17 protein-coding genes are annotated in these 24,915 nt (G+C 45.2%); 8 read left to right on the forward strand and 9 right to left on the reverse strand.

Features of this window, described 5'->3' with window-relative positions; translation table 11 throughout:
- Positions 1-169 precede the first annotated feature (169 nt).
- Both L5L94_RS11025 and motY read right to left on the reverse strand, forming a co-directional pair.
- A complete protein-coding gene (locus tag L5L94_RS11025) occupies positions 170-2,353 on the reverse strand; it encodes a prolyl oligopeptidase family serine peptidase (protein WP_263163145.1) in 2,184 nt (727 codons plus the stop codon).
- Between the two features lie 760 nt (positions 2,354-3,113).
- Positions 3,114-3,983, reverse strand: coding sequence for a flagellar protein MotY (gene motY / locus L5L94_RS11030; protein ID WP_028760352.1), 870 nt, complete (start codon positions 3,981-3,983; stop codon positions 3,114-3,116).
- Positions 3,984-4,124: 141 nt separating this feature from the next.
- Here motY and rnt point away from each other — a divergent pair, with 141 nt between their 5' ends.
- A complete protein-coding gene (rnt, locus tag L5L94_RS11035) occupies positions 4,125-4,796 on the forward strand; it encodes a ribonuclease T (protein ID WP_263163147.1) in 672 nt (223 codons plus the stop codon).
- A gap of 100 nt (positions 4,797-4,896) precedes the next feature.
- Here rnt and L5L94_RS11040 read toward each other — a convergent pair whose 3' ends face one another.
- Positions 4,897-5,502, reverse strand: coding sequence for a peroxiredoxin C (locus tag L5L94_RS11040; protein WP_006081247.1), 606 nt, complete (start codon positions 5,500-5,502; stop codon positions 4,897-4,899).
- A 385-nt stretch (positions 5,503-5,887) separates the two neighbouring features.
- Between L5L94_RS11040 and L5L94_RS11045 the strand changes: the two genes are divergently transcribed.
- Positions 5,888-7,207, forward strand: coding sequence for a Na+/H+ antiporter family protein (locus L5L94_RS11045; protein WP_173496537.1), 1,320 nt, complete (start codon positions 5,888-5,890; stop codon positions 7,205-7,207).
- A gap of 188 nt (positions 7,208-7,395) precedes the next feature.
- On the opposite strand, the gene L5L94_RS11050 is transcribed toward L5L94_RS11045, so the two are convergent.
- Complete coding sequence (locus L5L94_RS11050) at positions 7,396-8,811, reverse strand: GGDEF domain-containing protein (RefSeq protein ID WP_263163149.1); 1,416 nt, start codon at positions 8,809-8,811, stop codon at positions 7,396-7,398.
- Between the two features lie 252 nt (positions 8,812-9,063).
- Positions 9,064-9,690, reverse strand: a complete 627-nt coding sequence (gene upp / locus L5L94_RS11055) for a uracil phosphoribosyltransferase (protein WP_011789711.1) — start codon at positions 9,688-9,690, stop codon at positions 9,064-9,066.
- Positions 9,691-10,020: 330 nt separating this feature from the next.
- Here upp and purM point away from each other — a divergent pair, with 330 nt between their 5' ends.
- The 5 genes from purM (at position 10,021) to asnB (ending at position 16,769) form a co-directional block, all read left to right on the forward strand.
- A complete protein-coding gene (gene purM / locus L5L94_RS11060; protein ID WP_263163150.1) occupies positions 10,021-11,058 on the forward strand; it encodes a phosphoribosylformylglycinamidine cyclo-ligase in 1,038 nt (345 codons plus the stop codon).
- Positions 11,058-11,702 carry a phosphoribosylglycinamide formyltransferase gene (purN, locus tag L5L94_RS11065; protein ID WP_113938787.1) on the forward strand — a complete coding sequence of 215 codons (645 nt, stop codon included), beginning with the start codon at positions 11,058-11,060 and terminating at the stop codon, positions 11,700-11,702. The genes purM and purN overlap by 1 nt, the downstream gene beginning before the upstream one ends.
- A gap of 159 nt (positions 11,703-11,861) precedes the next feature.
- Positions 11,862-12,608, forward strand: coding sequence for an HAD-IIA family hydrolase (locus L5L94_RS11070; RefSeq protein ID WP_028760358.1), 747 nt, complete (start codon positions 11,862-11,864; stop codon positions 12,606-12,608).
- 241 nt (positions 12,609-12,849) lie between these two features.
- On the forward strand, positions 12,850-14,526 hold the full coding sequence (locus L5L94_RS11075; protein ID WP_263163152.1) for a M28 family metallopeptidase: 1,677 nt from the start codon (positions 12,850-12,852) through the stop codon (positions 14,524-14,526).
- A gap of 578 nt (positions 14,527-15,104) precedes the next feature.
- A complete protein-coding gene (gene asnB, locus L5L94_RS11080; RefSeq protein ID WP_263163154.1) occupies positions 15,105-16,769 on the forward strand; it encodes an asparagine synthase B in 1,665 nt (554 codons plus the stop codon).
- 170 nt (positions 16,770-16,939) lie between these two features.
- Here asnB and L5L94_RS11085 read toward each other — a convergent pair whose 3' ends face one another.
- The 3 genes from L5L94_RS11085 to L5L94_RS11095 form a co-directional block, all read right to left on the reverse strand.
- Positions 16,940-18,058 (reverse strand): patatin family protein, encoded by a 1,119-nt coding sequence (locus tag L5L94_RS11085; RefSeq protein ID WP_263163156.1) that lies wholly within the window; start codon positions 18,056-18,058, stop codon positions 16,940-16,942.
- Positions 18,059-18,301: 243 nt separating this feature from the next.
- Positions 18,302-20,548: a TonB-dependent siderophore receptor gene (locus L5L94_RS11090; protein WP_263163306.1), complete on the reverse strand. Its 2,247-nt coding sequence runs from the start codon at positions 20,546-20,548 to the stop codon at positions 18,302-18,304.
- Positions 20,549-20,944: 396 nt separating this feature from the next.
- Positions 20,945-22,735 (reverse strand): acyl-CoA dehydrogenase C-terminal domain-containing protein, encoded by a 1,791-nt coding sequence (locus L5L94_RS11095; RefSeq protein ID WP_263163157.1) that lies wholly within the window; start codon positions 22,733-22,735, stop codon positions 20,945-20,947.
- A 246-nt stretch (positions 22,736-22,981) separates the two neighbouring features.
- Between L5L94_RS11095 and L5L94_RS11100 the strand changes: the two genes are divergently transcribed.
- Positions 22,982-23,830 (forward strand): D-hexose-6-phosphate mutarotase, encoded by an 849-nt coding sequence (locus L5L94_RS11100; protein ID WP_263163159.1) that lies wholly within the window; start codon positions 22,982-22,984, stop codon positions 23,828-23,830.
- A 160-nt stretch (positions 23,831-23,990) separates the two neighbouring features.
- Here L5L94_RS11100 and L5L94_RS11105 read toward each other — a convergent pair whose 3' ends face one another.
- Entirely contained in the window at positions 23,991-24,866 is an 876-nt protein-coding gene (locus tag L5L94_RS11105) for an NAD(P)-dependent oxidoreductase (protein WP_263163161.1), read from the reverse strand.
- Positions 24,867-24,915: the final 49 nt, after the last annotated feature.

The following is a 24,915-nucleotide window of genomic DNA, read 5'->3' on the forward strand; positions in this document are numbered from 1 at the left end:
GAAAATAAGCAAATTTTGGTTGAAAAATTGACGCTTACTATACCTAGGGAAACAAGACTTGTGAATGACCCGATGAAGATATAGATAGGAATAGCGCGGGTTTCAGATGAATAGGGGCAATTGTAAAAGAGAATGGGGTCAAACGACCCCATTTTATTAACATAGTTAGTTATTTTGCGATAGCTTGTGGCAAGGTTAAGCCAAAACTCTGCCACAAGAAACTGTAGATGTCGGCAAATTCGTCGATCTTCATCGCCGTGGGCTTACCCGCTCCATGACCAGCATTTGACTCGATACGCATAATGACTGGTTTATTGCCCTGCTGTTTCTCCTGCAGCATGGCCGCAAACTTGAAACTGTGTAATGGCACAACACGATCATCATGATCCGCAGTCATTACCATAGTCGCAGGATAAGCTTGCGCTTTTACATTGTGATAGGGCGAATAAGCCAATAGCGCAGGGAATTGCTCTGCTTTATCGGCACTGCCGTATTCACTCGTCCAAGCCCAACCAATAGTGAACTTGTGGAAACGCAGCATATCCAACACGCCCACCGCAGGTAATACGGCAGCAAAGAGTTCAGGACGTTGGGTCACAGCAGCGCCCATCAACAGACCACCATTACTGCGGCCATAGGCACCGAGTTTAGAGCTGTTGGTGTATTTTTCGCTGACCAGATATTCAGCAGCAGCAAAATAGTCATCAAACACATTTTGCTTTTTGTCGAACATCCCCGCTTGATGCCAGCTTTCGCCATACTCAGCACCGCCACGTAAACTCGGCACGGCATAAATGCCCCCCATGTCTAACCAAGCGATATTAGCAGGGCTAAAACGTGGTGTCATCGAAATGGCAAAACCACCATAGGCATAAAGTAATGTCGGATTTTGACCGTTTTTCACTAAGCCCTTTTTATAGGAGAGCATCATAGGCACACGCGTACCGTCTTTGCTGTTATAGAAAACCTGTTCAGAAACATAGTCATCGGGATTAAACGAGACTTTGGGTTTAGCAATGACGGTTGAACCGCCAGTTTTAAAATCAAACTTATAGGTGGTTTCAGGCTGAATATAACTATTAAACACATAATAGAAATAATCTTTGCTGGCTTTACCAAAAGGCCCTGCCACATTGCCAAGACCAGGCAATGCCACATCTTGACGCTTCTGACCACCCATACTGTAAATCGATAATTGACCTAACACATCATGTAAATAACTCACCACTAAATGGTCATTAATAATGGCGACATTATTAATCGGATCTTTAGACTCAGGAATAATCGTTTGCCATTGCGATTTATCACTATTGCGGGTGTCAATCGCAATCACTTTACCATTAGGCGCCTCTAAGTCAGTTTTGAAATAAAACACTGAACCATCATTACCGAGAAACTCATATTCAGCTTCTAATTTGAGGATCAATTCCACCACTTGGGATTTAGGCTCAAATAACGATTTATAGAAGAAACGATTACGCTTATCCGTTCCTTGAGAAATCGACAGTAATAAGTATTCACCTTTCTCAGAGACATCAATGCCAAAGCCCCAATCTTTATTCTGTGGACGCTCATAAATCAATAGATCTTGATGTTGGTCTGTGCCTAATTTGTGGTAATACACTTTTTGGTTAAAATTAACGTCAGCTAAGACATCCCCCCCTGCAGGGGCATCATAACGGGCGTAGAACACACCTTGATTTTCTTTATCCCACACTGCGCTAGAAAATTTAATCCATTTCAGTTCATCGGCCAGTTTCTTACCAGTTGCGATATCAACGAACTGCCATTGCTGCCAATCTGAGCCAGAATTTGACACACCATAGGCTAAAACTTTACCGTCATTACTCACAGCAACGCCGGATAAGGCAACAGTGCCATCCGCAGACAGTTTATTTGGGTCAAGAACAGGCTTTTCAACACCATCTAAACCTTTAACATACAAAACCGATTGCGCCTGTAGGCCATCATTACGGTAGTAAAATTGATTGTCGCCGTTTTCAAACGGAGCAGAGACTTTTTCGTAATTCCAAAGTTCTGTAATACGTTCGACCACAGCTTGTTTATTGGGGATCTTAGCGAGGTAGGCTTGACCAAAGTCTTGTTGTTCTTTTACCCACTCTTCAGTTTCAGGCGTATTGGCCTCCAGATGACGATAAGAGTCGGCCACTGCGACACCATGAATGGTTTCGACGAGGTCATCTTTTTCAGTAACAGGGTAAACGAGTTTAGTTGCGCTTGCCTGCTCAGTCGAATTTTGCTCAGGTGCATTGCCACTTTGGCAGGCACCGAGTGCCATCCCCAATGTGGCCACTAACAAACCTTGCTTTGCAAGGCGAAATCTTAATGCCATCGTGTTGTCGTCCTTCTTATGGTTTCGGGCTTAAGGCCTTTTCAGCAAGTACTATACAAGCAAAAAAAATCATGGCAATGGCGTAACTTAATATGAAGTTTTTTAAGCTGTATCGTGAATTTAACAAAATAGCAGCAAGGATAAGCTTATTGAAGTGTATTATTATGCATTAATAGTGAGTTATAAGTTATTAATCAAGGTAAATAGTGACTTAAGTGATATAAATCACCTTTGCAGTCATTAGAATTACTAATGTTTATGGGCAATTTTTCTCGTTTGTTTTACAACAGGTTTCCCAATAGAATGTACTTGTTTTCAGGAGATAACTGCTTGCAGATATCGAAAACAAAGAACTTTTAAACTGGTGTGTTCCCAACACTTCAGTTTCTTTTCTGGTTCTTATGCTTGACTTCCTTCCTTCAATTTGTTGATTGCAAATGCATTATTTTTGCGGCCCGCTTAGTTTAAGCGGGCTTTTTTTTAGCATTTCAAACACAATCCTGATTATTGCAACGGCCAAGTTTTATACTTCATCTATATTACTCGTACTTATCCCACTCTCGCTTTCTGCAGTACTTGTTGAGGTGGATATGTCATCACTACAAATTAAAAAATCTCATTATTTTTACCCATACTCGCAAATTGAGCGAATCATTCGATTAAAGTGGCATACTGCCTGAACTCTCCTTCTTTTAAAAACGACAATGCCAAGTCATAAACTTGGCATTGAAAAACACTTAAAACATAGGTAAAACAAACACTAAAAAGGTTTACTGATCCGTATAACAACGCGACGGTTACGCGCCCTTTCATCCATATCATCATTGGAAGCCACGTGACGACGCTCACCATGCCCGAATGTGACAATACGATCTTGAGGAATACCACTGGCAACAAAGAACTCTTTTACCGACGCAGCTCGTGTATCCGACACTTTCTGGTTTACTGAACGGCCACCATAACTGTCGGTATACGCATCCACCAGCACTAACTCTACCAAGGGATCATAGGCTAAATATTCTTGCACCCGAGACAGTTGTTGCTGGGAGAAACGAGTTAAATCGGTTCCGCCTTCATCGTAATTTAATACAGTAAAAGCGATATCTTCAAAGCTATAGGGCAATAAATGCGCTAGACAAGCTTTAAACTCAGTATATTTACGGCCAAAATTAGCTGAAGACAAACCCACAGCTATCTTATTCGACTCGTTATACCAATCAGCATAGTAAAACGTTGGTTCCATACCGCGACTCAACTCTGCCAACATAGACCAAGCTGCACGCTTAGGCACTTCACCGTTAAAGTACTTTTGATAATGTAATGACGTGATCTCTTTCGATACCACACCAGGACGCCACTGCGGCGCGCGGCTAATTAATTTCGCCTGCGTCACTTGATCAGGTTTTACCCACATATCTAAGGTAAAAGTCATATTCTGCTGTTTACCCGCTTCACTGGTAAAAATCGCTTTACCGTAAGAAGGAATATCATGCTCAAGGCGACAGACGATGGGAGTATTTTCACTCACTCGCCACTGGGAATCACTTAAAGAGGCGACATAATGGCGCAACTCTGCCATTGCAGTTGCTGGAACGCATAAAATTGATACTAATATCAGTTTTCGCCACATAGCCTTTACTCATGTTTAATCGGTTACATGGCTTTATCGGCAAACTATTTAGTTCCTTTAGCTCATAAAACCACCAATCAAGCATGACACACCCCAACACATTTAGCATAATAGCGCCCTGTGAATTTTCTTGAGTACTTTATGAGTGACATTTGCGACGCGAACAAATTGAAATACCGATTTCGAGGCTACTTTCCCGTAGTCATTGATGTCGAAACTGCGGGCTTCAACTCTCAAACCGATGCGTTGCTAGAAATTGCCGTCACCCTACTAAAAATGGACAATGAAGGTGTGATAGGAATCGATAAAACCCTACACTTCCACATTGAGCCCTTTGAAGGTGCAAATTTAGAACCCGAAGCGTTAGCATTCAACGGTATTGATCCCACTAATCCGTTACGGGGAGCGGTGAGCGAGAAAGAAGCCTTTTTAGAAATCTTTAAAGCCGTGAAGAAAGCCCAAAAAGCCTCCGACTGCCATCGCAGTATCATAGTGGCGCACAATGCGGCATTCGATCATGGTTTTGTGAGTAAGGCGATAGAACGTTGCGACTTAAAACGCTCGCCGTTTCATCCTTTTGCCACCTTTGACACAGCAACGCTCGCCGGACTCGCCATTGGTCATACCGTACTTGCCAAGGCATGCATTATGGCGGGTATTCCCTTCGATAATAAAGAAGCCCATTCGGCGCTATATGATACCGAACGTACCGCGGAGCTTTTTTGTCACATCGTGAATCGTTGGAAATCATTAGGTGGCTGGCCGTTACTGGCCGTGGGTGCGCAGGATGCAGAAAGCAGTACTGTGGAATAAATTGAACAGTTAACAATAGATCTTCAGCAATGAAAAACAAAAAAGCTGCCATTGGCAGCTTTTTTCATTTAACAGGCGACTGTGATTAGAAAAGTACTAATTACAGTGAGCTTGCGTTTTCAGACAGGTAAGCAGCAACACCTTCAGTGCTTGCATTCATACCTTTATCGCCTTTTTCCCAGCCAGCAGGACAAACATCACCGTGCTCTTCATGGAATTGCAGTGCATCGATCATACGTAGCATTTCATCAACGTTACGGCCTAATGGCAGATCGTTAACGACTTGGTGACGAACCATGCCTTCTTTGTCGATCAGGAATGAACCACGGAAAGCCACACCCGCTTCTGGATGCTCAACATCGTATGCTTTGCAGATTTCATGTTTAACATCAGCCACTAGCGTGTATTTAACTTGGCCAATACCGCCTTTTTCAACTGGGGTGTTACGCCATGCATTGTGGGTAAACTGAGAATCGATAGACACACCAATCACTTCTACGCCACGCTTAGTGAACTCTTCCATACGGTGATCAAAAGCGATCAACTCTGATGGGCAAACGAAAGTGAAGTCAAGTGGATAGAAGAATACGACGGCTGGTTTGCCTTTGATGGCTGCAGTCAAGTTAAAGCTATCAACGATTTCGCCAGAACCTAATACAGCTGCAGCAGTAAAATCAGGAGCCTGACGGCCTACTAATACGCTCATTTTATATCTCCATCTATGAGTTGAACTAAGTGTAAGGCAAGATGCCTTCTAGCCAGTATGTTCTCAACCTAGGTCAAGTTAAATCCTTACTGATTAAAAGGTGTTCTTACCAATCAAATCCTTAGGCATTATAAGTCGTGTGCTGTGCCTTACAACCTATTTAAGACCAATATCACATTTTTCAAGGGTATTTCCGTTTTGCCTGACTAAGGATAGAGCAATCTGCGTATCCTGTGTGCGGAGCAATCCACATTCGGCTAACAGACAAAACCCAGCATGATCACATTTTCAGATATTTTTCAGATAAGCCCTCGGCAAACTGGACATCCACTGCCTTTGCAGTCGAAAATAGCTCCTTTGGCTTAAAGAATTAAGAAAATTGATAATGAATGCAGTCGTAATTGCAGTGTGCTTAATGTTAGCACTCAGTTTAGCTAGGGTGAATGTGGTTATTGCCCTGACCGTGAGCGCCCTCGTGGCGGGATTAGTAGGCGGAATGGATCTGCACCAAACTATAGATGCCTTTAATACAGGCTTAGGTGGCGGCGCACAAATTGCGCTCAGTTACGCATTATTAGGCGCCTTCGCTGTCGCACTATCGCATTCAGGTTTAACGACGCTGATTTCCAGAAGCATCATTAGTAGCCTTGGACAAGATCCTAATCCCACTAACACTAACTGGGTACGCTGGTTACTGCTGTTATCGCTACTCGTCATGTCGATGGCTTCACAGAATATTTTACCGATCCATATCGCCTTTATTCCGATTTTAGTGCCACCACTCTTACATGTGATGACCAAACTGAACATCGACCGCCGCCTTGTGGCTTGTGTTCTCACCTTCGGCCTAGTCACCACCTATATGATTTTACCGATTGGTTTTGGTGGCATTTTCTTAAATGATATTCTGCTTTCTAACTTAACCAGCAATGGCTTAGCCGCTGCTCGTGAGCAAATTCCGCCAGCCATGTTAATCCCTGCCGCGGGTATGGTCGTAGGGTTACTCACCGCAGTATTCATCAGTTACCGTAAACCTCGGACTTACGACGAGGCAAAAGTGTTGGTCGCTGAACCTGAAGAAAATCTCAACAAACGCAATATCATCATTGCTGCACTGGCGATATTAGCCACTCTCGTCGTACAACTTGAAACTGACTCTATGATTTTTGGTGCCTTAGTCGGCTTCATGATTTTCAGTTTTTCGGGAGCCTTGAAGCATGTCGCCGACCAAGATATTTTCAACCAAGGTGTGCGAATGATGGCCAATATCGGCTTTATCATGATTTCAGCAGCTGGCTTTGCCGCTGTCGTGAAAGAAACCGGTGAAGTGGGTACGCTTGTGGCCTCGCTTAGCGACATCATTGGGGATAATAAAGCCCTCGCAGCCTTCTTAATGCTACTGGTTGGTCTACTAATCACTATGGGAATTGGGTCGTCTTTCTCCACCATTCCAATTATCGCGACGATATATGTACCATTGGCATTGAGTTTTGGTTTTTCAGTAGCGGCCACAATCGCGTTAGTTGGCACTGCCGCCGCGCTGGGTGATGCGGGCTCGCCAGCATCAGATTCCACCTTAGGTCCCACTGCAGGTTTGAATGCCGATGGTCAACACGACCACATTCGTGACAGCGTGATCCCAACATTTATCCACTACAATATTCCACTATTAGTGTTTGGGTGGATTGCGGCCATGGTGTTGTAAGTGTTATCGCAGATGTTTACATTACCGGATTAGAAAGTAACAACAGCGCGGCATTCTCCGCGCTGTTTTTTATCGCGGGTATTCACTTTATTGCGGGCAGCAGGTTAACTCACTGATTCACTCGATAACTCACGTAATAATGAACGTAATAATGAACGTAATAATTAACGTAATAATTAACGTGATAATTAAGATGTCGGGTCAAGCTTGCGACTTCCTTGCTTATTCTTTTTATCCTCATATAACGCTTTATCCGCCGCTTGTAGCACTGCCTCAAAGGAAGCATAATCTTGCGAATCAGCCACACCGCAGGAGACTGTCAGCACATTTAAAAACTGCCGCTCTGCGACCGCCTGACGTAAATGTTCAGCCAACAATAAGGCCCGTTCAAAAGTACAATTAGCTAAGATAACGACAAACTCATCACCGCCGGTTCTGATTAACAAATCATTTTCTCGAAATACACTGCGCATCGCATCAACAATTTGCATGATCGCCATATCCCCGAGTTTATGCCCATAGGTATCATTAATGGTTTTGATTTTGTCGCCATCCACGCAGATCACCGCGTAATGCCCCTTAGTTGCGACATCAAACAGTGTGGTCTCATAGACTTTCTTATTATAGGTTCGAGTAAAAGCATCCAATAACATCGCTTCACTAAACCGTTGACGCTCAGTACGAAGTTTCCTAAAACGATTGATATTAATTTGAACGAAGAAGATCACGATAGATAACAAAAACCATAGGGGCAAATTCCACACAATGAAACGAAATATACTGATTTTATATGTCAGTGAAGTCATGTTATCTAAATGATTTGTCATCGAATAAAACAAGAACTCCGGCGTCAATTCAGCCCAAAGGCTATCTGTCGTGATCACCAACTCAGTACCATAATCCGTTTTCTGTAATTCAACATGTTTATTACGCATAAAAACCGACGTCATTAGAGCCGTGTCGGCAATAACATCACCGATGAAATGATTAGGATCATTAGATGATGAAATCGGTGATGCCATCGATAAAATGACTTTTCCACTGACTTCATCTTGATAAGGAATGGATAATACGATTCCATCGGCTAAGGACTCTGGGGTCGCGTCTTTCGCGCAATAGTGCAGACTCTGACAAAACTCATTCGTTGAAGTACGGTCTTTAATCAGCCGCGCTTTTACGTCCTCAGGAATTGGGGAGGCAAAATACATGGCATCACTGCGATAAAGTCCCACATACAGAAATATATCTTCGACATTGGTCTTTTTACTGGTTTTACTGGAATAGAGATAATCAAAATAGCGTAAGACTTGCTCTTCTTCTGCGGAAAGCACTCCCCCTTGCGGCAGCATTAATCTAGAAGGGTCAAGCTGAAAAAGCGCTAAAGAGGATTTATTGAAATCAATAATATCATGCAGAGATAAGCTTTTACCGAGCAGTTCAATATAACTCGGTGTAAGTTGCTCGTTTTTTACAAAAGACACAAAGGATTTATGCTCTCTATCGATTTTAAACGGTAATAGAATAAGTAGGAGTACGACAAACAAGAGGGTCGCAAATTCAAATGATCGACGCAATAATAACCAGTTGAGAGCCGAATTTCCCATAATTCCTCTTAATCCCTGTTCTACCGATATGTACCTTGCACAAAACGTAAACTGCGATCAATAAAATTGCAAAATAAGCCAATAAAAACAACTTCAATAGAGAATTATTATTTACCTTATCCTAAACTTTAGCAGCTTAAGATAAAGTTGTTATTACTGTATTGAACAAAAACAAAAAGGGAGCCCAGGCTCCCTTACTGACCACATCCGCTCAATTGAGCATCAGCAACTCTGATTATTTAGCAACTTTAGCTATTTAGTACCAAAGATTTTATCGCCCGCATCACCAAGACCTGGCAGGATATAGCCTTTCTCGTTTAAGCATCTATCGATAGCGGCAGTATATAATTCGATATCCGGATGCGCCGCTTCTAAGGCTTTAATGCCTTCAGGCGCAGCCACTAGCACTAGGGCCTTAATTGAAGTACAACCGCGCTTTTTCAATAAATCGACGGTCGCAATCATAGAACCACCTGTCGCCAACATAGGGTCAACAACTAAGGCGATACGCTCGTTCATGTCGCTGGCCAGCTTCTCAAAATAAGGCACTGGCTCAAGGGTCTCTTCATCACGGTAAATACCGACAACTGAGATACGCGCACTTGGAATGTGCTCGAGTACGCCGTCCATCATGCCCAAACCCGCACGTAAAATTGGCACAACAGTGACTTTCTTACCTTTGATTTGATCGACTTCAACCGGACCATTCCAGCCTTCAATCGTCACCGTTTCAGTTTCGAAATCTGCGGTAGCTTCATAGGTTAATAAACTACCCACTTCGGCGGCTAGTTCACGGAAACGTTTAGTGCTAATGTCACCTTCGCGCATTAAACCGATTTTGTGACGCACTAAAGGATGTTTAACCTCGACAACTTTCATTTTTCTCTCCTGCTTATTTTTCGGCGTATTATTTTAGGCAAATTTTTCAGATTCTAGTTGATTTGTTTACTAGGTAAAACAGAAAGTTTTGCCATTCGGTCTAATCGTGAGCTATCTCGCAAGAATAATCCCCAATCGTCTAAGATACCTACTGTGATTTACTATTTTGTGACCAAACTCAAGACCTCTAAAAATAGAATATCTCGCATTCAGACCAAAAAAACTCCGCCGAGGGGCATAAATCCAAATCATGACTTTCGACCCCTAGCACAAGCTGGTAGAATACCGCCGCATAAAATCCAATAACGATGTACCCGAGAGGATCCCTCCGTGAGCACACCTACCCCACTGAGCTATAAAGATGCCGGCGTTGATATTGATGCAGGTAATGCACTGGTAAGTAACATTAAAGCCGCCGTTAAACGTACCCGTCGTCCAGAAGTTATGGGCAACTTAGGTGGTTTTGGCGCCCTGTGTGAAATCCCCACTAAATACAAACAACCGGTTTTAGTGTCTGGCACCGATGGTGTTGGGACTAAATTACGTTTAGCTATCGACTATAAAAAACATGACACTGTCGGCATAGACTTAGTTGCCATGTGTGTGAACGATCTGATCGTCCAAGGCGCTGAGCCACTGTTTTTCCTCGATTACTACGCAACAGGCAAACTCGATGTTGAAACGGCAACGTCCGTCGTCAACGGCATCGGCGAAGGTTGTTTCCAATCTGGTTGTGCGTTAATTGGCGGTGAAACCGCTGAAATGCCAGGCATGTATGAAGGTGAAGATTACGACCTAGCGGGTTTCTGCGTGGGTGTAGTTGAAAAAGCCGACATTATTGACGGTAGCAAAGTGGCAGCGGGTGATGCGCTTATTGCATTAGCCTCAAGCGGCCCTCATTCAAATGGTTACTCTTTAGTACGTAAAGTATTAGAAGTGAGCCAAGCAAACCCTCAACAAGATCTCAACGGCAAACCGCTGATTGAACATCTACTTGAGCCAACCAAAATTTACGTAAAATCATTGCTCAAACTGATTGAAGCATCTGATGTCCATGCGATGGCGCACATTACTGGCGGCGGCTTCTGGGAAAACATCCCACGCGTACTGCCAGATAATTTAAAAGCGGTTATCCAAGGCGATTCATGGCAATGGCCCGCTGTTTTCAGTTGGTTAATGGAAAATGGCAACATTGCAGAATACGAAATGTATCGCACCTTCAACTGTGGCGTCGGCATGTTAGTCGCGCTGCCAGCCGATAAAGTAGATGCAGCACTTGCATTACTGGCTGCAGAAGGCGAACAAGCATGGCTTATCGGTGCTATCGCACATCGTGAAGGCAATGAAGAGCAAGTGGAGATCCTGTAATGCCCCAGAGCTGTCGTGTAGTTGTATTAATTTCCGGAAATGGCAGTAACCTGCAAGCGGTTATCGACGGTTGCGATGATAATCTGCAGGCCGAAGTTGTCGGAGTCATCAGTAATAAACCCGATGCCTATGGCCTAGTGCGCGCCCATCATGGCGAAATTGATACCAGCTGCGTGATAGCTCACCAAGGTGAATCTCGCTCTGAATACGATGCACGTTTAATGACAGTGATTGAAAAGTACCAGCCCGATTTAATCGTGTTGGCGGGATTTATGCGGATCTTAACCGATGATTTCGTGAATCATTACCTAGGTCGCATGATCAATATTCATCCTTCGCTGCTACCGAAATACACTGGCTTAAACACCCATCAACGTGCCATAGACGCGAACGATAGCGAACATGGTGCCAGCGTGCATTTTGTCACGCCTGAGCTGGATGCTGGCCCAGTGATATTACAGGCCAAAGTGCCTGTTTATGAAGAAGATACGGCTGATATGCTCGCCGCCCGCGTGCATGAGCAAGAACATGCTATTTATCCGCTCGTGGTGAAATGGTTTAGTCAGCAACGTCTTAACATGCAAAATGGCCAAGCCTATCTCGATGGCAACCTTATCGGCCCAAGCGGTTACGCGCCCGATTAGTTCCACTTGACCGTAAGTTGTACCAATCAAAAAAATAGAGACCTTCGGGTCTCTATTTTTTTAACTATTTTCAACAAAAGCATTGTTTTCTTAGGCAATGTGGCATTAGATAACTTAACGAAAAAGTGATTTTTGATCGGCATGACAAGAGACTATTAGATGAAAAATATTATCTGCGATATCGATGGTGTACTACTGCACGACAATAAACTGATCCCCGGCAGCGACAAATTTATCCAGCGCATTTTAGAGCAAGGCAATCCGTTAGTGATATTGACTAACTATCCCGTACAAACGGGTAAGGATCTGCAAAACCGTTTAAGTGCCGCCGGTATTGATATTCCTGAAGAATGCTTTTACACCTCTGCCATGGCCACCGCCGACTTTTTAAAACACCAAGAAGGCAGCAAGGCCTATGTCATTGGCGAAGGCGCCCTCACCCACGAACTCTACAAAGCAGGCTTTACCATTACCGATATTAATCCCGATTTTGTGATTGTCGGTGAAACCCGCTCATACAACTGGGAGATGATTCATAAAGCCGCAGGCTTCATCGCACGCGGCGCGCGCTTTATTGCCACTAACCCTGATACCCACGGCCCAGCTTACAGCCCTGCTTGTGGCGCACTCTGCTCACCCATCGAACGTATTACCGGTAAAAAACCTTTCTACGTGGGCAAACCGAGCGCATGGATTATTCGCTCAGCACTTAATCATATTGATGGACACTCGGAAGACACTGTCATCATAGGTGACAATATGCGTACCGATATTTTGGCGGGCTTCCAAGCAGGGCTTGAAACCATTCTGGTCACCAGTGGTGTGAGTAAGCTCGAAGATATCGACAAAGAGCCCTTCCGCCCGAACCATGTGTTTGCCTGCGCGGGCGATATAGATGTTGTTTAAACAATTATCTAAACCTTTGTCTAACCCTGCGTAGCCAGTCATTCTGCAAGTCATTCCAACATTACCTATGCAACACGCCTCGCCCAAAGGCGTATTGCATAGGGTAAAGCAACATTAAGTAACATATTCGCCTACTTCTCAACCTTGTGGCTCACCGCGGCTTGCTTCATGATAAGTCTCGCTTCTGATTGATTAACAGAAATCTAAAATACCTTAATTAAAACAACAGTAGGATTAACCTATGCGACGTCTGTATCCACTCTGTGCGTTGGCCATGCTCAGTGCCTGTAGTCCTAATGCACCAGAGCCTGATGGCAACAGCACTTTGGCTGAACTCAAACCAGTGCAGTTTAATGAAGCGCGCTTTAGAAATGATATTAAAGCCCTGTCATCCGATGAATTTGAAGGCCGCGCGCCCACCACTCACGGTGAAAAACTCACCTTGGATTATTTGACCAAAGCCTTTACAGAGATGGGACTCAAGGGCGCGTACCAAGGCAGCTTTTTACAACCTGTGCCTATGGTGAGCTATACCGCAGATGAAGCGCAGCAAGTCACGCTGGCAGGATTACCCTTTAAATACCGAAAAGATCTAGTGCTCAGCAGTCGCCACGATAACGGTGGTATTAGTATTGAGAACGCACCATTAGTCTTCGTCGGCTATGGGGTGAATGCCCCTGAATATGGTTGGAATGATTACCAAGATCTCGACATGAAAGGCAAAATCGCGGTGATCTTAGTGAACGATCCCGGCTTTGCTCGCCCTGACTCGGGTAAATTCAACGGCAAAGCCATGACCTATTACGGCCGTTGGAGCTACAAATTTGAAGAGGCCAGTCGTCAAGGTGCACTCGGCGCACTGATTATCCATGATACCGAGCCAGCTTCTTACCCTTGGTCCGTGATAGAAAATAGTTGGACTGGACCACAGCAAGATCTGGTCCTCAGTAAAGCAGAACAAGATAGCCGTATCCAAGTCGAAGGCTGGCTTACATTGGACGCGGCTACGCAACTGTTCGATAAAGCCGGTTTATCACTACCTAATTTAATGGCGCGCGCCGCCGACAGCTCAATCAATTTACCCCTTGAACAAACGGCCAACATCGCCTTTAAAAATAAAGCCGAATACGCAAATAGCTACAATGTGGTCGCCACACTCCACGGCAGCACACAAGCCGACGAGCAAATCCTCTACACCGCCCATTGGGATCACATAGGTAAAGACGAGACGAAAGAAGGCGATCAGATTTATAACGGTGCCATGGATAATGCCTCGGGCACTGCTGGCATTCTCGAAATCGCCAGACAATTAGCCGACAATGCCAAACAAGGCCATGGTTTAGCGCGCTCGGTTACCTTTATCGCTACCACAGGTGAAGAACAGGGCTTACTCGGTTCGCGCTATTACGCCGCCAATCCACTTTACCCTATCGACAAAACCGTGGCAGTGTTAAACCTCGACAGCACGAATATCTACGGTAAAACCAATGACTTTACCATCGTTGGCAAAGGTAAATCTGAGTTAGAAACCTACCTTATCGATGCGGCGAAACAACAAAACCGCATCGCCATGGGTGAGAAAAATCCCGCTTCGGGCGGTTTCTTCCGTTCAGATCATTTCAGCTTTGCCAAACTTGGCGTGCCAGCGGTATTTGCCGGCGGCGGTAGCGACCCCGTTGATGAGGCCACGGCTGCTTATAAAACTCAAATGCAAGCCACAATGAAAGGCTGCTATCACAATGTCTGCGATGAATACCGTGAAGACTGGGATTTGAGCGGCGCGCTGCAAGACTTGCAAATCTACTACCAAGTCACACGCACATTGGGCAACAGTAAAGATTGGCCGGGATACTATCAAGGCACAGAATTCAATAGCCTGCGCCCAGCCAGAACGACGCTGGTAACGGACGCAAAATAACAGCCTGAGTCAGTGGCTTCTTGCGAGAGACAGCTGGGTTAGTCGTCTCTTATTGACGCCTGCTAGTAGAACCTGCGAAATAAAGCGCCAGCTGAATAAAGCGCCAAACAAGACCTAAAAGCACGTGAACCATTCACGTGCTTTTTTGTTTTCAGCTCACAAACAATGCCGTTATCGCGAAATATCCATCCTGCCACACAATTCTGAATAGTCTTATGCCATTGGTTGATGTCAAACTCAGCGCATTAATTGATTAAAAATAAAACACTTAAACGAGCCAACTCATTATTTATGGTCTTTTTTAACGGTTTTTCTGTCATCGACACTTTTTTAAAACTCATTGTGAATTCCCCAAAACTCTCCGCGCCAAATCAAACAATAAAAACAAATCATCAAAAATAACTCAAATTAGATGAGTTATTCTCAAATAAAAGCATTAAACACAAACATCTAAATCAATAAAAACACCAATAAACAGATAAAACATCAAAAATAGTATTTGGCAAATACCTAAATTGCTGGCACATTAAACCTCAATTGAGACATCCTCAAATGACAGACAGTGTGGGAGTTGTACTATGTGTTCAATCTTTTCGATTTTAGATATCCAATCTGATGCCAAAGAACTGCGCCAAGTCGCGCTAGAAATGTCTAAGCTCATGCGCCACCGTGGGCCTGACTGGTCAGGTATTTATGCCAGTGATAAGGCAATTCTTGCCCACGAACGTTTAGCAATTGTTGACATTGAACACGGTGCTCAGCCGCTGCTGACTGAAGATGGCAGTTTGATCCTCGCGGTCAACGGCGAAATCTATAACCACAAAGAATTGAAAGCCCAGTTAGGCGATAAGTACAGCTATCAAACCAACTCTGACTGCGAAGTGATCTTGGCGCTGTATCAAGAATACGGCACTGAATTTCTTGATAAATTAAACGGTATCTTCGCCTTTGTGTTATATGACAAAGCCCAGGACAGATACCTTATCGGCCGCGATCACATGGGTATCATCCCGCTATACACAGGCCGTGACGCTGCGGGTAACTTCTATGTTGCCTCAGAAATGAAAGCCTTGATGCCAGTGTGTAAAACGGTAGAAGAATTCTTACCGGGCCGCTATCTGTATTCAAAAGATGGTGAAGCCGTTAAATACTATAGCCGCGATTGGCAAAGCTATGATGCGGTTAAAGATAACCCAGCCAGCCAAGAAGAATTGCGTGACGCATTAGAAGCGGCGGTCAAACGTCAATTAATGTCAGACGTGCCCTATGGTGTGTTGCTGTCGGGCGGCTTAGATTCATCTATCATTTCCGCCGTGACACAAACCTTTGCTAAACGCCGAATTGAAGACGATGGCGAAACCAACGCTTGGTGGCCACAGTTGCATTCCTTTGCCGTCGGCCTTGAAGGTGCGCCAGATTTAATCGCCGCCAAAAAGGTCGCCGAAGCGATTGGTACGATTCACCATGAGATCCATTTCACCTTCCAAGAAGGCTTAGATGCGATTAAAGAAGTGATCTATCACTTAGAAACCTACGATGTCACCACCATACGTGCTGCCACGCCAATGTATTTAATGGCGCGTAAAATCAAAGCGATGGGCATTAAGATGGTGTTATCAGGTGAAGGTGCTGACGAGCTATTTGGCGGCTATTTATACTTCCATAAAGCGCCAAACGCACAGGCATTCCACGAGGAGTTAGTCCGCAAACTCGATAAGCTGCATCTGTTCGATTGTCTGCGAGCCAACAAAGCCATGGCCGCTTGGGGATTAGAAGCCCGTGTGCCCTTCCTCGATAAAGAGTTTATGGATGTGGCGATGCGCATCAACCCTGAAGCGAAAATGTCTAAGGATGGCCGTATTGAGAAACACATTCTGCGTAAAGCCTTTGAGCACAAGTTGCCAAAAGAAGTGGCGTGGCGTCAAAAGGAACAATTCAGTGACGGCGTTGGCTACTCTTGGATTGACGGTTTGAAAGAACAAGCTGCAGCACGGGTGGATGATTTACAATTGGCGAACGCGAAATTCCGTTTCCCATACAACACGCCAGAAACCAAAGAAGCTTATTTCTATCGCTGCTTCTTTGAGGAACATTATCCACTGAGCGGCGCTGCAGAAACGGTTCCAGGCGGTAAATCCGTCGCCTGTTCAACGCCAGAAGCATTGGCTTGGGACGAAAGCTTACGCGGCATTATCGACCCATCAGGCCGAGCCGTACGCTCAGTGCACACCTCAAGTTATTAATAGCCTAACGTTGAAGTGCTCAGTTGATAAACTAGGTTAATGAGCTAGATTGATGAACCGGTTAATACAGCCAACCACAAGCGCCACCCTAGGGTGGCGCTTGTATTTTAATGCTTTTTACTTTTATTGCTTACTCGCGTACAAAATGGTGACTTAGCTAAAATACCAAACTAGGCCGACAACGCACTGAATGGCTTGATTTGAGAGTGAGTTTGAGTGTGGGTTTGAGTGTGAGCGTTGGTTTGCACTTGAGTTTGAAAATAAGCATTACTCTGCGTCAACGCCATCGGATCTAGGCTTAAAAACTGCTTTCCAGCACTCAGCCCCGCATGATAATCATGGCGTAAATCCGCATCGGTACTGCCCAGCAATTTACTTTGCAAATTTTCAGCAGCAAAAATCTGCACTATCTCCACATCCTCTGGCGGATTAGCGATGAAATCCAATTCATCCTGATAGGCTTGTTCGTGCTGCACTAAGTAATCTATGGTTTTCGGACAAAAGCCAGAAACACAAATCCAAGATTTTAATTTGTGAACCCAAGCCGATTGCGCCTGAAAATCCTCGCTCACAGTACGGATCACCACAATTTTGCGGGCACCACGACGATAGGCCTCACGCACAGGTAAAGGCGCTGCTAAACCGCCGTCGAGATAAAAATCACTATCAATACCTTCGCTTAATGCTGTGCCGTGACCAGAGGCGCTATGATTAGCCGCGCCGTTATTACAGGCGTTGTCACTATTACAGGCATTATCATTTAGCCAAGGCGTGAGTTTCACCCCTTGTTTATACAAAAATGGTAATGCGCTAGAAGCTTTTAGCAATTCGCGCCACTGGCTTTTACTGCTTGGACTTAAAAAATAACCTTTGCGATCACTGGCATTAGTGGTGGTGATCAGTAACTGCCGATGACCGAGTGAAGCTGTCGCCGCGTTAAGATCTAATTTAAACATCCCTTGTCGAGTCTGCTCAAAATACCAATCTAAATCGACTACATTGCCGCCGACTAACCCGCGACCGAGTCGATAGAAGCGTTTATGGCGCGATAAACCGCGGATTAAGCGTTTGGCATAACCCTTTTGGCGGGCCAAAAAACTACTGAGATTCTGTGAACCTGCTGAGGTACCGATAAATAAATCAAAGGGATCGAATCCGCCATCAAGCCAGGCATCGAGCACGCCTGCGGTGAATATACCCCGCTGACCACCACCTTCTGCAATCAGGGCCACCAGTGGGCTAGCGTTAGATTGAGTGTCTTTGGAGGCTAAGTGGCTGACGGCGTGCATAGGGAAACCTTATCGAATAATTCATATAAGGCGAGTCTAAACAAGCTGAATGAGAAAAGATAACGGATAGAAACTATCATCTTAATAGGTAAACACTATTAAGATGATAAGTCACACAAGGTTAATCCATGCTAAAGGCACGAATACTGACTGAGAGCTACGGCGGTTATTCGCACAAGATTAACCCATTCGCTCCAGCTTGCTCATCATCCTTAACGAACAAGCTATTTTTACATCAATGCATTAAAACTTATGACTCAGTTCAAGCGTGATATTACGCGGCTCACCAGGGAAATGGCCATTACGCTCGCTAAAACCACTGACGGCATATTCTTTATCGAAGATATTTTTAAGATTTAAGCGAACTTGAGTTTGATCCCACTGGGTCGTCCAGCTCATGTCAAAAATCGTATGGGGCTTCACCGTTTGGCCATCGAGGCTGAACTGCTCGCCCACATAGTCCATACCAAAAGCAATCGCCGAATCGAGTGCATTGATATCGTAACGGGTCCATATCCCTGCTTGATGGCGCGGCGCATTGGCAAAGTGCTTACTATCAAACGTATTGGTTAAACTATCGTTCGTTACCCCTTTAACCACTTCGGTCTCGTTATAGGCATAGTTTGCCGTGACGGTCAGGTTATCGGTTAAATCCCCCACCAGCGTCCATTCAAGGCCTTGACTGTGTACTTCACCCAAATTAAGTAAAGCGGGAATACCATCGTCATCGCCAGTATCTAAAGGGTTAGCTTGGGCGACATTTTGTTTTTCAATGCGATATACCGCGAGCGTGGTCATAAACTGGCCATCAAGCCATTCATTTTTCATCCCAAGTTCAATTTGATTGCCCGTTTCTGGCTCGAGGAAACCGTCACTAATATCTTCCGCTTGATTGGTTAAAGATGCTGGATTAAAGCTCTCTGAGTAATTCAAATAAAAGGACATTGAATCGATTGGACGATAATTAAGCCCTGCTCTTGGCGTTATCGCGTTATCGCTGAAGGAGAAACCGGTATTTTTATCATAATCATCAAACTGGCTAAAACGCAGACCAGCAATCAATGACCACTGTTCATTAAAGTGCAGATGTTCCTGTACATAAATGCCGTAACGGTTAGCGCGGGTACCATCGGTATTTTTATCCTTCAAGTTGTAACTATTAGGGTCGGTTTCACCATAGTTAAGGTCAAAAATATTCAGGTTACCAACACCATCCTTATCAGTCGCCAATTTGTACTGATATTCGGTTTCGACATAGTGATAGTCGCCGCCGAACAGAAATTCATGTTCAAAACCTAAAGCATCGAATGCATAGACAAAATCATTGGTTAAACTGATTTCATCATTAGCCCGTACTTGAACTCGGTATTCTCGTTTAATGGTTCCATCTGCACTATTGGCTTTACCATCACCATTTACATCGACCCAACCCCTCGATTCATGGTATTGCTGGTCCGAATCATTATTCAGATAGCGGACCTGAGTCTTGACCGAGAAGTTATCGGTAAATTGATGATCGAGAATCGCTTGCAGCACCAGTGCATCCATCTTCTGGAAGTCACTCTTCTCATTAGCATTATAGGATGGCGCAACAAGGAAATTGCCCGCATCATCCACTGGCACGCCGCGCAGCCGATTGCCACCTAAATCCTGCTTAATGATATCGAAAGTGGTAGTAAGCTTGGTATCATCACTGATTTCGTAGAGTAACCCACCCGCCACTTCGGCATTTTGGCTATCGGCATTATTTCGAAAGCTATCTTCCTGCTGATAATAGGCGCCAAAGCGATAGGCGAGATTTTGGGTTAAGCCGCCAGTGAAATCCAGCGAGCCCCCCATCATATCCTCGCTGCCTGTGCTTAAGGTCAGCTCTTTGCTCTCGACAAAGGTTGGTTTTTTAGTGACATAGTTGATCATGCCGCCAGGTTCACCGCCGCCATAGAGTGCGGATGCTGGACCTTTTAGCACTTCAACCCGCTGCACATTAAAGAGTTGCGGCACAGAAAAACCAGAATAGGGATCGCCCCTTACCCCATCATAAAATACGTTGGCATCGTCGCGAAAACCGCGAAAGGTTACGCCCGAATAACTGAACTCACTCACGCCCGCGATAGAGCGGTATAAATCGGTAATATTGCGCGCCGCTTGGTCGACGATTAATTGCTCGGTCAGCACTTGCACAGACTGCGGCAATTCCATCACATTAATCGCCGTCTTAGTGCCAACCGTCGTTTCTTTATCGACGTACATTTGCATTGCACGGCCATGGACAGCAATACGCTCAGGTGCTGCGAGTGTTATCTCCCCATCGGCTGCGGATTGAGTCGATGCAGGACTGGGGACTGGTGAGCTCGTAGACAAGGTCTGCTGTGGAGCCTCTTTATCGAGTACGGTTTCAGCGGCAAATGCCGACTGATGTTGAGCGAGTGCAAGTGCGATTAATGAGTAGGCGAAACGAGTCTTCACAGAATGTCCCCAGCGCGAGCGCATAAAAATGGCATAAACCAAAGGGTTTACAAATGTATTCAAACGAATTGGCCGTCATTATAAAGAATGATTTACGAATGACAATAATTATCATTTGAATTTACACAATTGTGAAAGGCGTTTAATAAATCATCGAAATCAGCCCACATAATCCTTGTTATGTTTGGTTATGACTCAAACGAAAGAGGGCGCCAGTAACACAAACCTTCGATGGAAGTTTTTATGTGGAATGAGATAGAGACTCACAGCATCCAGCTGAGTACTTGCGTGCAGCTTAATAAAAACAATAAGTTAAAGATTTAAACGATATAAAAATAAAAACCAGCGACAAGACGCTGGTTTTGACTGTTGTTGAGCTGTTTTTAAGCAAAGGCTTAACTCAGCCTATAAGGTGAATGCTTAAAAGATAGCTTCATCCAATCGAGTTAGCATTTCACTCGCCTGCTCAATTTGCTTACGCAGACTGCGACCTTGCACCGCCCAGTAAGCCATGTAGAAATCGGCAGTTTTCAATTTAGCTTGGTAAAATGCGGTTTCTTCGGTGCCCTGCTCCAGCGCCGCTAATGCCACTGCGGCACTTCTGGCCCACATCCACGCCAGCGCAGTCACCCCAAATAACTCCAGATAAGCCATAGAGGCTGCGCCGATAATGTCAGGATTGGTCGCTGCCTGCGAAGCTAAATAACCGCTAGCCTTTTGCAAATCACCCGCACAATCCATTAAACCACTCACGTAAGGTTGCATCGCCGCATTCGTGCTATGTGACTTAATAAACTCAGTCACTAACGCCGACCATTGCTGCATCGCCGCACCGCGGTCGCTAAGCAGCTTACGCCCCACTAAATCCAATGCCTGAATACCGTTAGTGCCTTCATAAATCAGTGCAATACGGCTATCACGCACAAATTGCTCCATACCCCACTCATGAATATAACCATGTCCACCAAACACTTGCTGTGCATCGACACAGGCATTAAAACCACGGTTAGTGATAAAACCTTTCACCACTGGCGTGAACAGTGCCGCTAATTGGGAAGCAACTTTGGCTTTGGCGGGATCGGTATGACGCTCAGCTTCATCGAGCCACAAAGCTTGTTGTCCAACTAAGGCTCTTGCGCCTTCATTAAAGGCTTTTTGCGACAGCAACATACGGCGCACATCGCCATGAACCAAAATCGGATCGGCGGCTTTTTCGGGTGCTTTGGCACCGCTTAAAGCGCGGCTCTGTAATCTGTCTTTGGCATAGGCCAGCGCATTTTGATAGGCAATCTCAGAGACACCCAGACCTTGCACGCCAACGCCTAAACGCGCTTGGTTCATCATAGTAAACATGGCGCGCAGTCCTTGGTGCGGCTCGCCAACAAGCTCGCCCAGTGCGCCTTCAAATACCATCACACAAGTTGAGTTACCGTGAATGCCCATCTTATGTTCAAGGCCACTGGCATATAAAGTGTTCGGCGCGCCTAAACTACCATCGTTATTCACTAATACTTTAGGCACGGCGAACAAAGATATGCCCTTCACACCTTCAGGTGCATCGGGCAAACGAGCTAATACGAGGTGCACTATGTTGTCGGTGAGTTGGTGATCGCCTGAGGAGATAAAAATTTTCTCACCGCTGATAGCAAAAACACCTTCGGATACTGGCACGGCTTTAGTGCGTAATAAGGCTAAGTCCGTACCGGCGTGGGACTCGGTCAAGTTCATGGTCCCAGTCCATTCACCGCTGACCAGTTTACTTAAATATTTTTGCTTGAGCGCATCACTGCCGTGGGTATGGATGGCGGCATAAGCGCCATGGGTCAACCCCGGATACATAGCAAAGGCCATGTTGGTTGCCGTTTGTATCTCAGTGGCAAAAATCCCCACCACTTCGGGTAAACCTTGGCCGCCATATTCAGGATCGCAGGTCAGCGTCGGCCAGCCATTATCAACAAACTGCCGATAGGCATTATCAAATCCTTCCGGTGTAATCACCTTACCATCGACCAACTTACAGCCTTGCAGATCGCCGACACTATTGAGCGGTAACATAACTTCAGTACTAAAGTCGGCCATACCTTGCAGGATCGCATCGACAAGATCTGGATCGATTTCATCGAACCCCTTGAGTGCATCTTGCTGATAAATATGTAACATTTCATCGAGGATAAATTGATAGTCGCGCAGCGGCGCTTGATAAACTGGCATAATCGCTTCCCTTTTCTTGTTAGACTGCAACTCAACTAAGTGATCTGACCACTTTGGTGCTCTGACCACTTTAGCTAAATTTGCCGAAAAAGAAAGCACCTCAGTATCTGCCACAGACTTTTGTTTACACAAACGAACAGCGAAACCGTAAATTGATCGCAACAAAGCCTTATGTTATCGCGGAAAACTTTGTAAGCTAACTGCCTGTTTTTCTGATATGTCAGCAGAGTTAAGGATATTGTTACTATGGGTTCTGTCACTACTAAAAAGCACGCCAACGGGCTCGATTATGTCGAAGTGAATACGGCGTTATGTCAGGCAAGAATTTTTTTGCAGGGCGCGCAAATAGACTATTTTCAACCCGTAGGCAAACCACCTTTGCTGTGGGTTTCATCGGCTGACGATTATCAACCCGGTAATGGGATCCGTGGCGGTGTACCCGTATGCTGGCCTTGGTTTGGCATGAGTAGTAAAGCGAACTTTCCCCAACACGGTTTCGCCCGTACTCGAATTTGGGCACTGGAATCGGTAGAAATGCGTAATCAGTTAGTGGATTTACGTTTTAGCTTAAAAATCAGTGAGCAAGATAAAATCTATTGGCCGCATAACACTGAGATCAGCGTGTTATTCACCCTAAGCGACACTCTAAGCATCAGTCTTGTGAATACCAACTTAGACGATGAAACCGTGACGCTTACCCAAGCGCTGCACAGCTATTTCCCGATTGAGGATATCCACCAACTCAAAGCCAGCGGTTTTAGTGGCTCAAAATACATCGAATTTGCACAAGGGCCTTATCCGCAAACCACGGATGAAGTGCTGTTTGATCGCGAGACAGATCGTGTCTATACCGATCTCGGCCCAGCGCAGTTATTGCATACGCCGCAGGGGACAATCGAAGTCAGCCGTGAAAACAGCCAATCCGCCGTATTATGGAACCCATGGATTGAAAAGTCACAACGCCTGGGCCGATTTAATCCAGAAGATTATCTGACCATGGTCTGCCTAGAAGCGGCCAATGTATTAGAAGATAAAGTCGTGCTCGCGCCAGGTGAAACCCACAGTTTAGTGACCCATATTCGCTGGAAAGACTAACGATTAAATATCCTAGCTCTTAATGTCCTAGTCAAAAAACGATACACACAAAAATGCCCAGTCCTATTTGCCAACGCAATCGGGACTGGGCATTTTTATCACTGCAAAACCTATCACTGCGAAAGCTAAGTTTTTATAACGATAAAACTTAAGGTAAAGCTTATTTCGCCGTTTTTTCTAAGCGCGCCAACAAGCTAGATGTATCCCAACGGTTACCGCCCATGCCCTGCACTTCTGAATAGAATTGATCCACCAAAGCGGTCAATGGCAAGTGTGAACCATTGCGGCGGGCTTCTTCTAAGGCGATGCCTAAGTCTTTACGCATCCAATCGACGGCAAAACCAAAATCATAGCTTTGGCCCCACATCGTCTTGTAGCGATTTTCCATCTGCCAGCTTTGCGCCGCGCCTTTGCTGATCACTTCAATGACTTTCTCGCCATCGAGTCCCGCTTTACGGGCAAATTGCAGCGCTTCCGCTAAACCTTGTACCACGCCCGCGATACAGATTTGGTTCACCATCTTAGTTAACTGGCCTGCACCGACGTCACCTAAACGCTCGGCGCAGCGGGCAAAGGCTTCAATCACAGGTTTAACCCGGGCAAACACGGCTTCATCGCCACCAACCATCACAGTCAAGGCGCCATTTTCGGCGCCTGCTTGACCGCCAGACACAGGCGCATCGAGGAAATCAATGCCTTTTTCGGCTAAGACTTTGGCAAGCTCGCGAGCGACATCGGCCGAAGCCGTAGTATGGTCAACCAGCACAGTGCCCTTTTCCATACCATGTATAACACCATCACTGCCTAATACCACTTCCCGCAGGTCGTTGTCATTGCCCACGCAAGTAAACACAATATCTTGACCCTCTGCCGCTTCCTTTGGTGTTGGACAGCAGCGACCACCATAGGTGTCGACCCAAGTTTGCGCCTTGGTAAAAGTACGATTATAAACAGTGACCTCATGGCCTTTGTTCAGTAAATGCCTCGCCATGGGATATCCCATTACGCCTAAACCAATAAATGCGACTTTTGCCATGAGCTGATCCTTAAATAGATAAACAAAATGAATCGATCAAAATAGTGGC

It is taken from the genome of Shewanella sp. SM21 (assembly GCF_025654335.1).
GTDB lineage: Bacteria > Pseudomonadota > Gammaproteobacteria > Enterobacterales > Shewanellaceae > Shewanella > Shewanella oncorhynchi.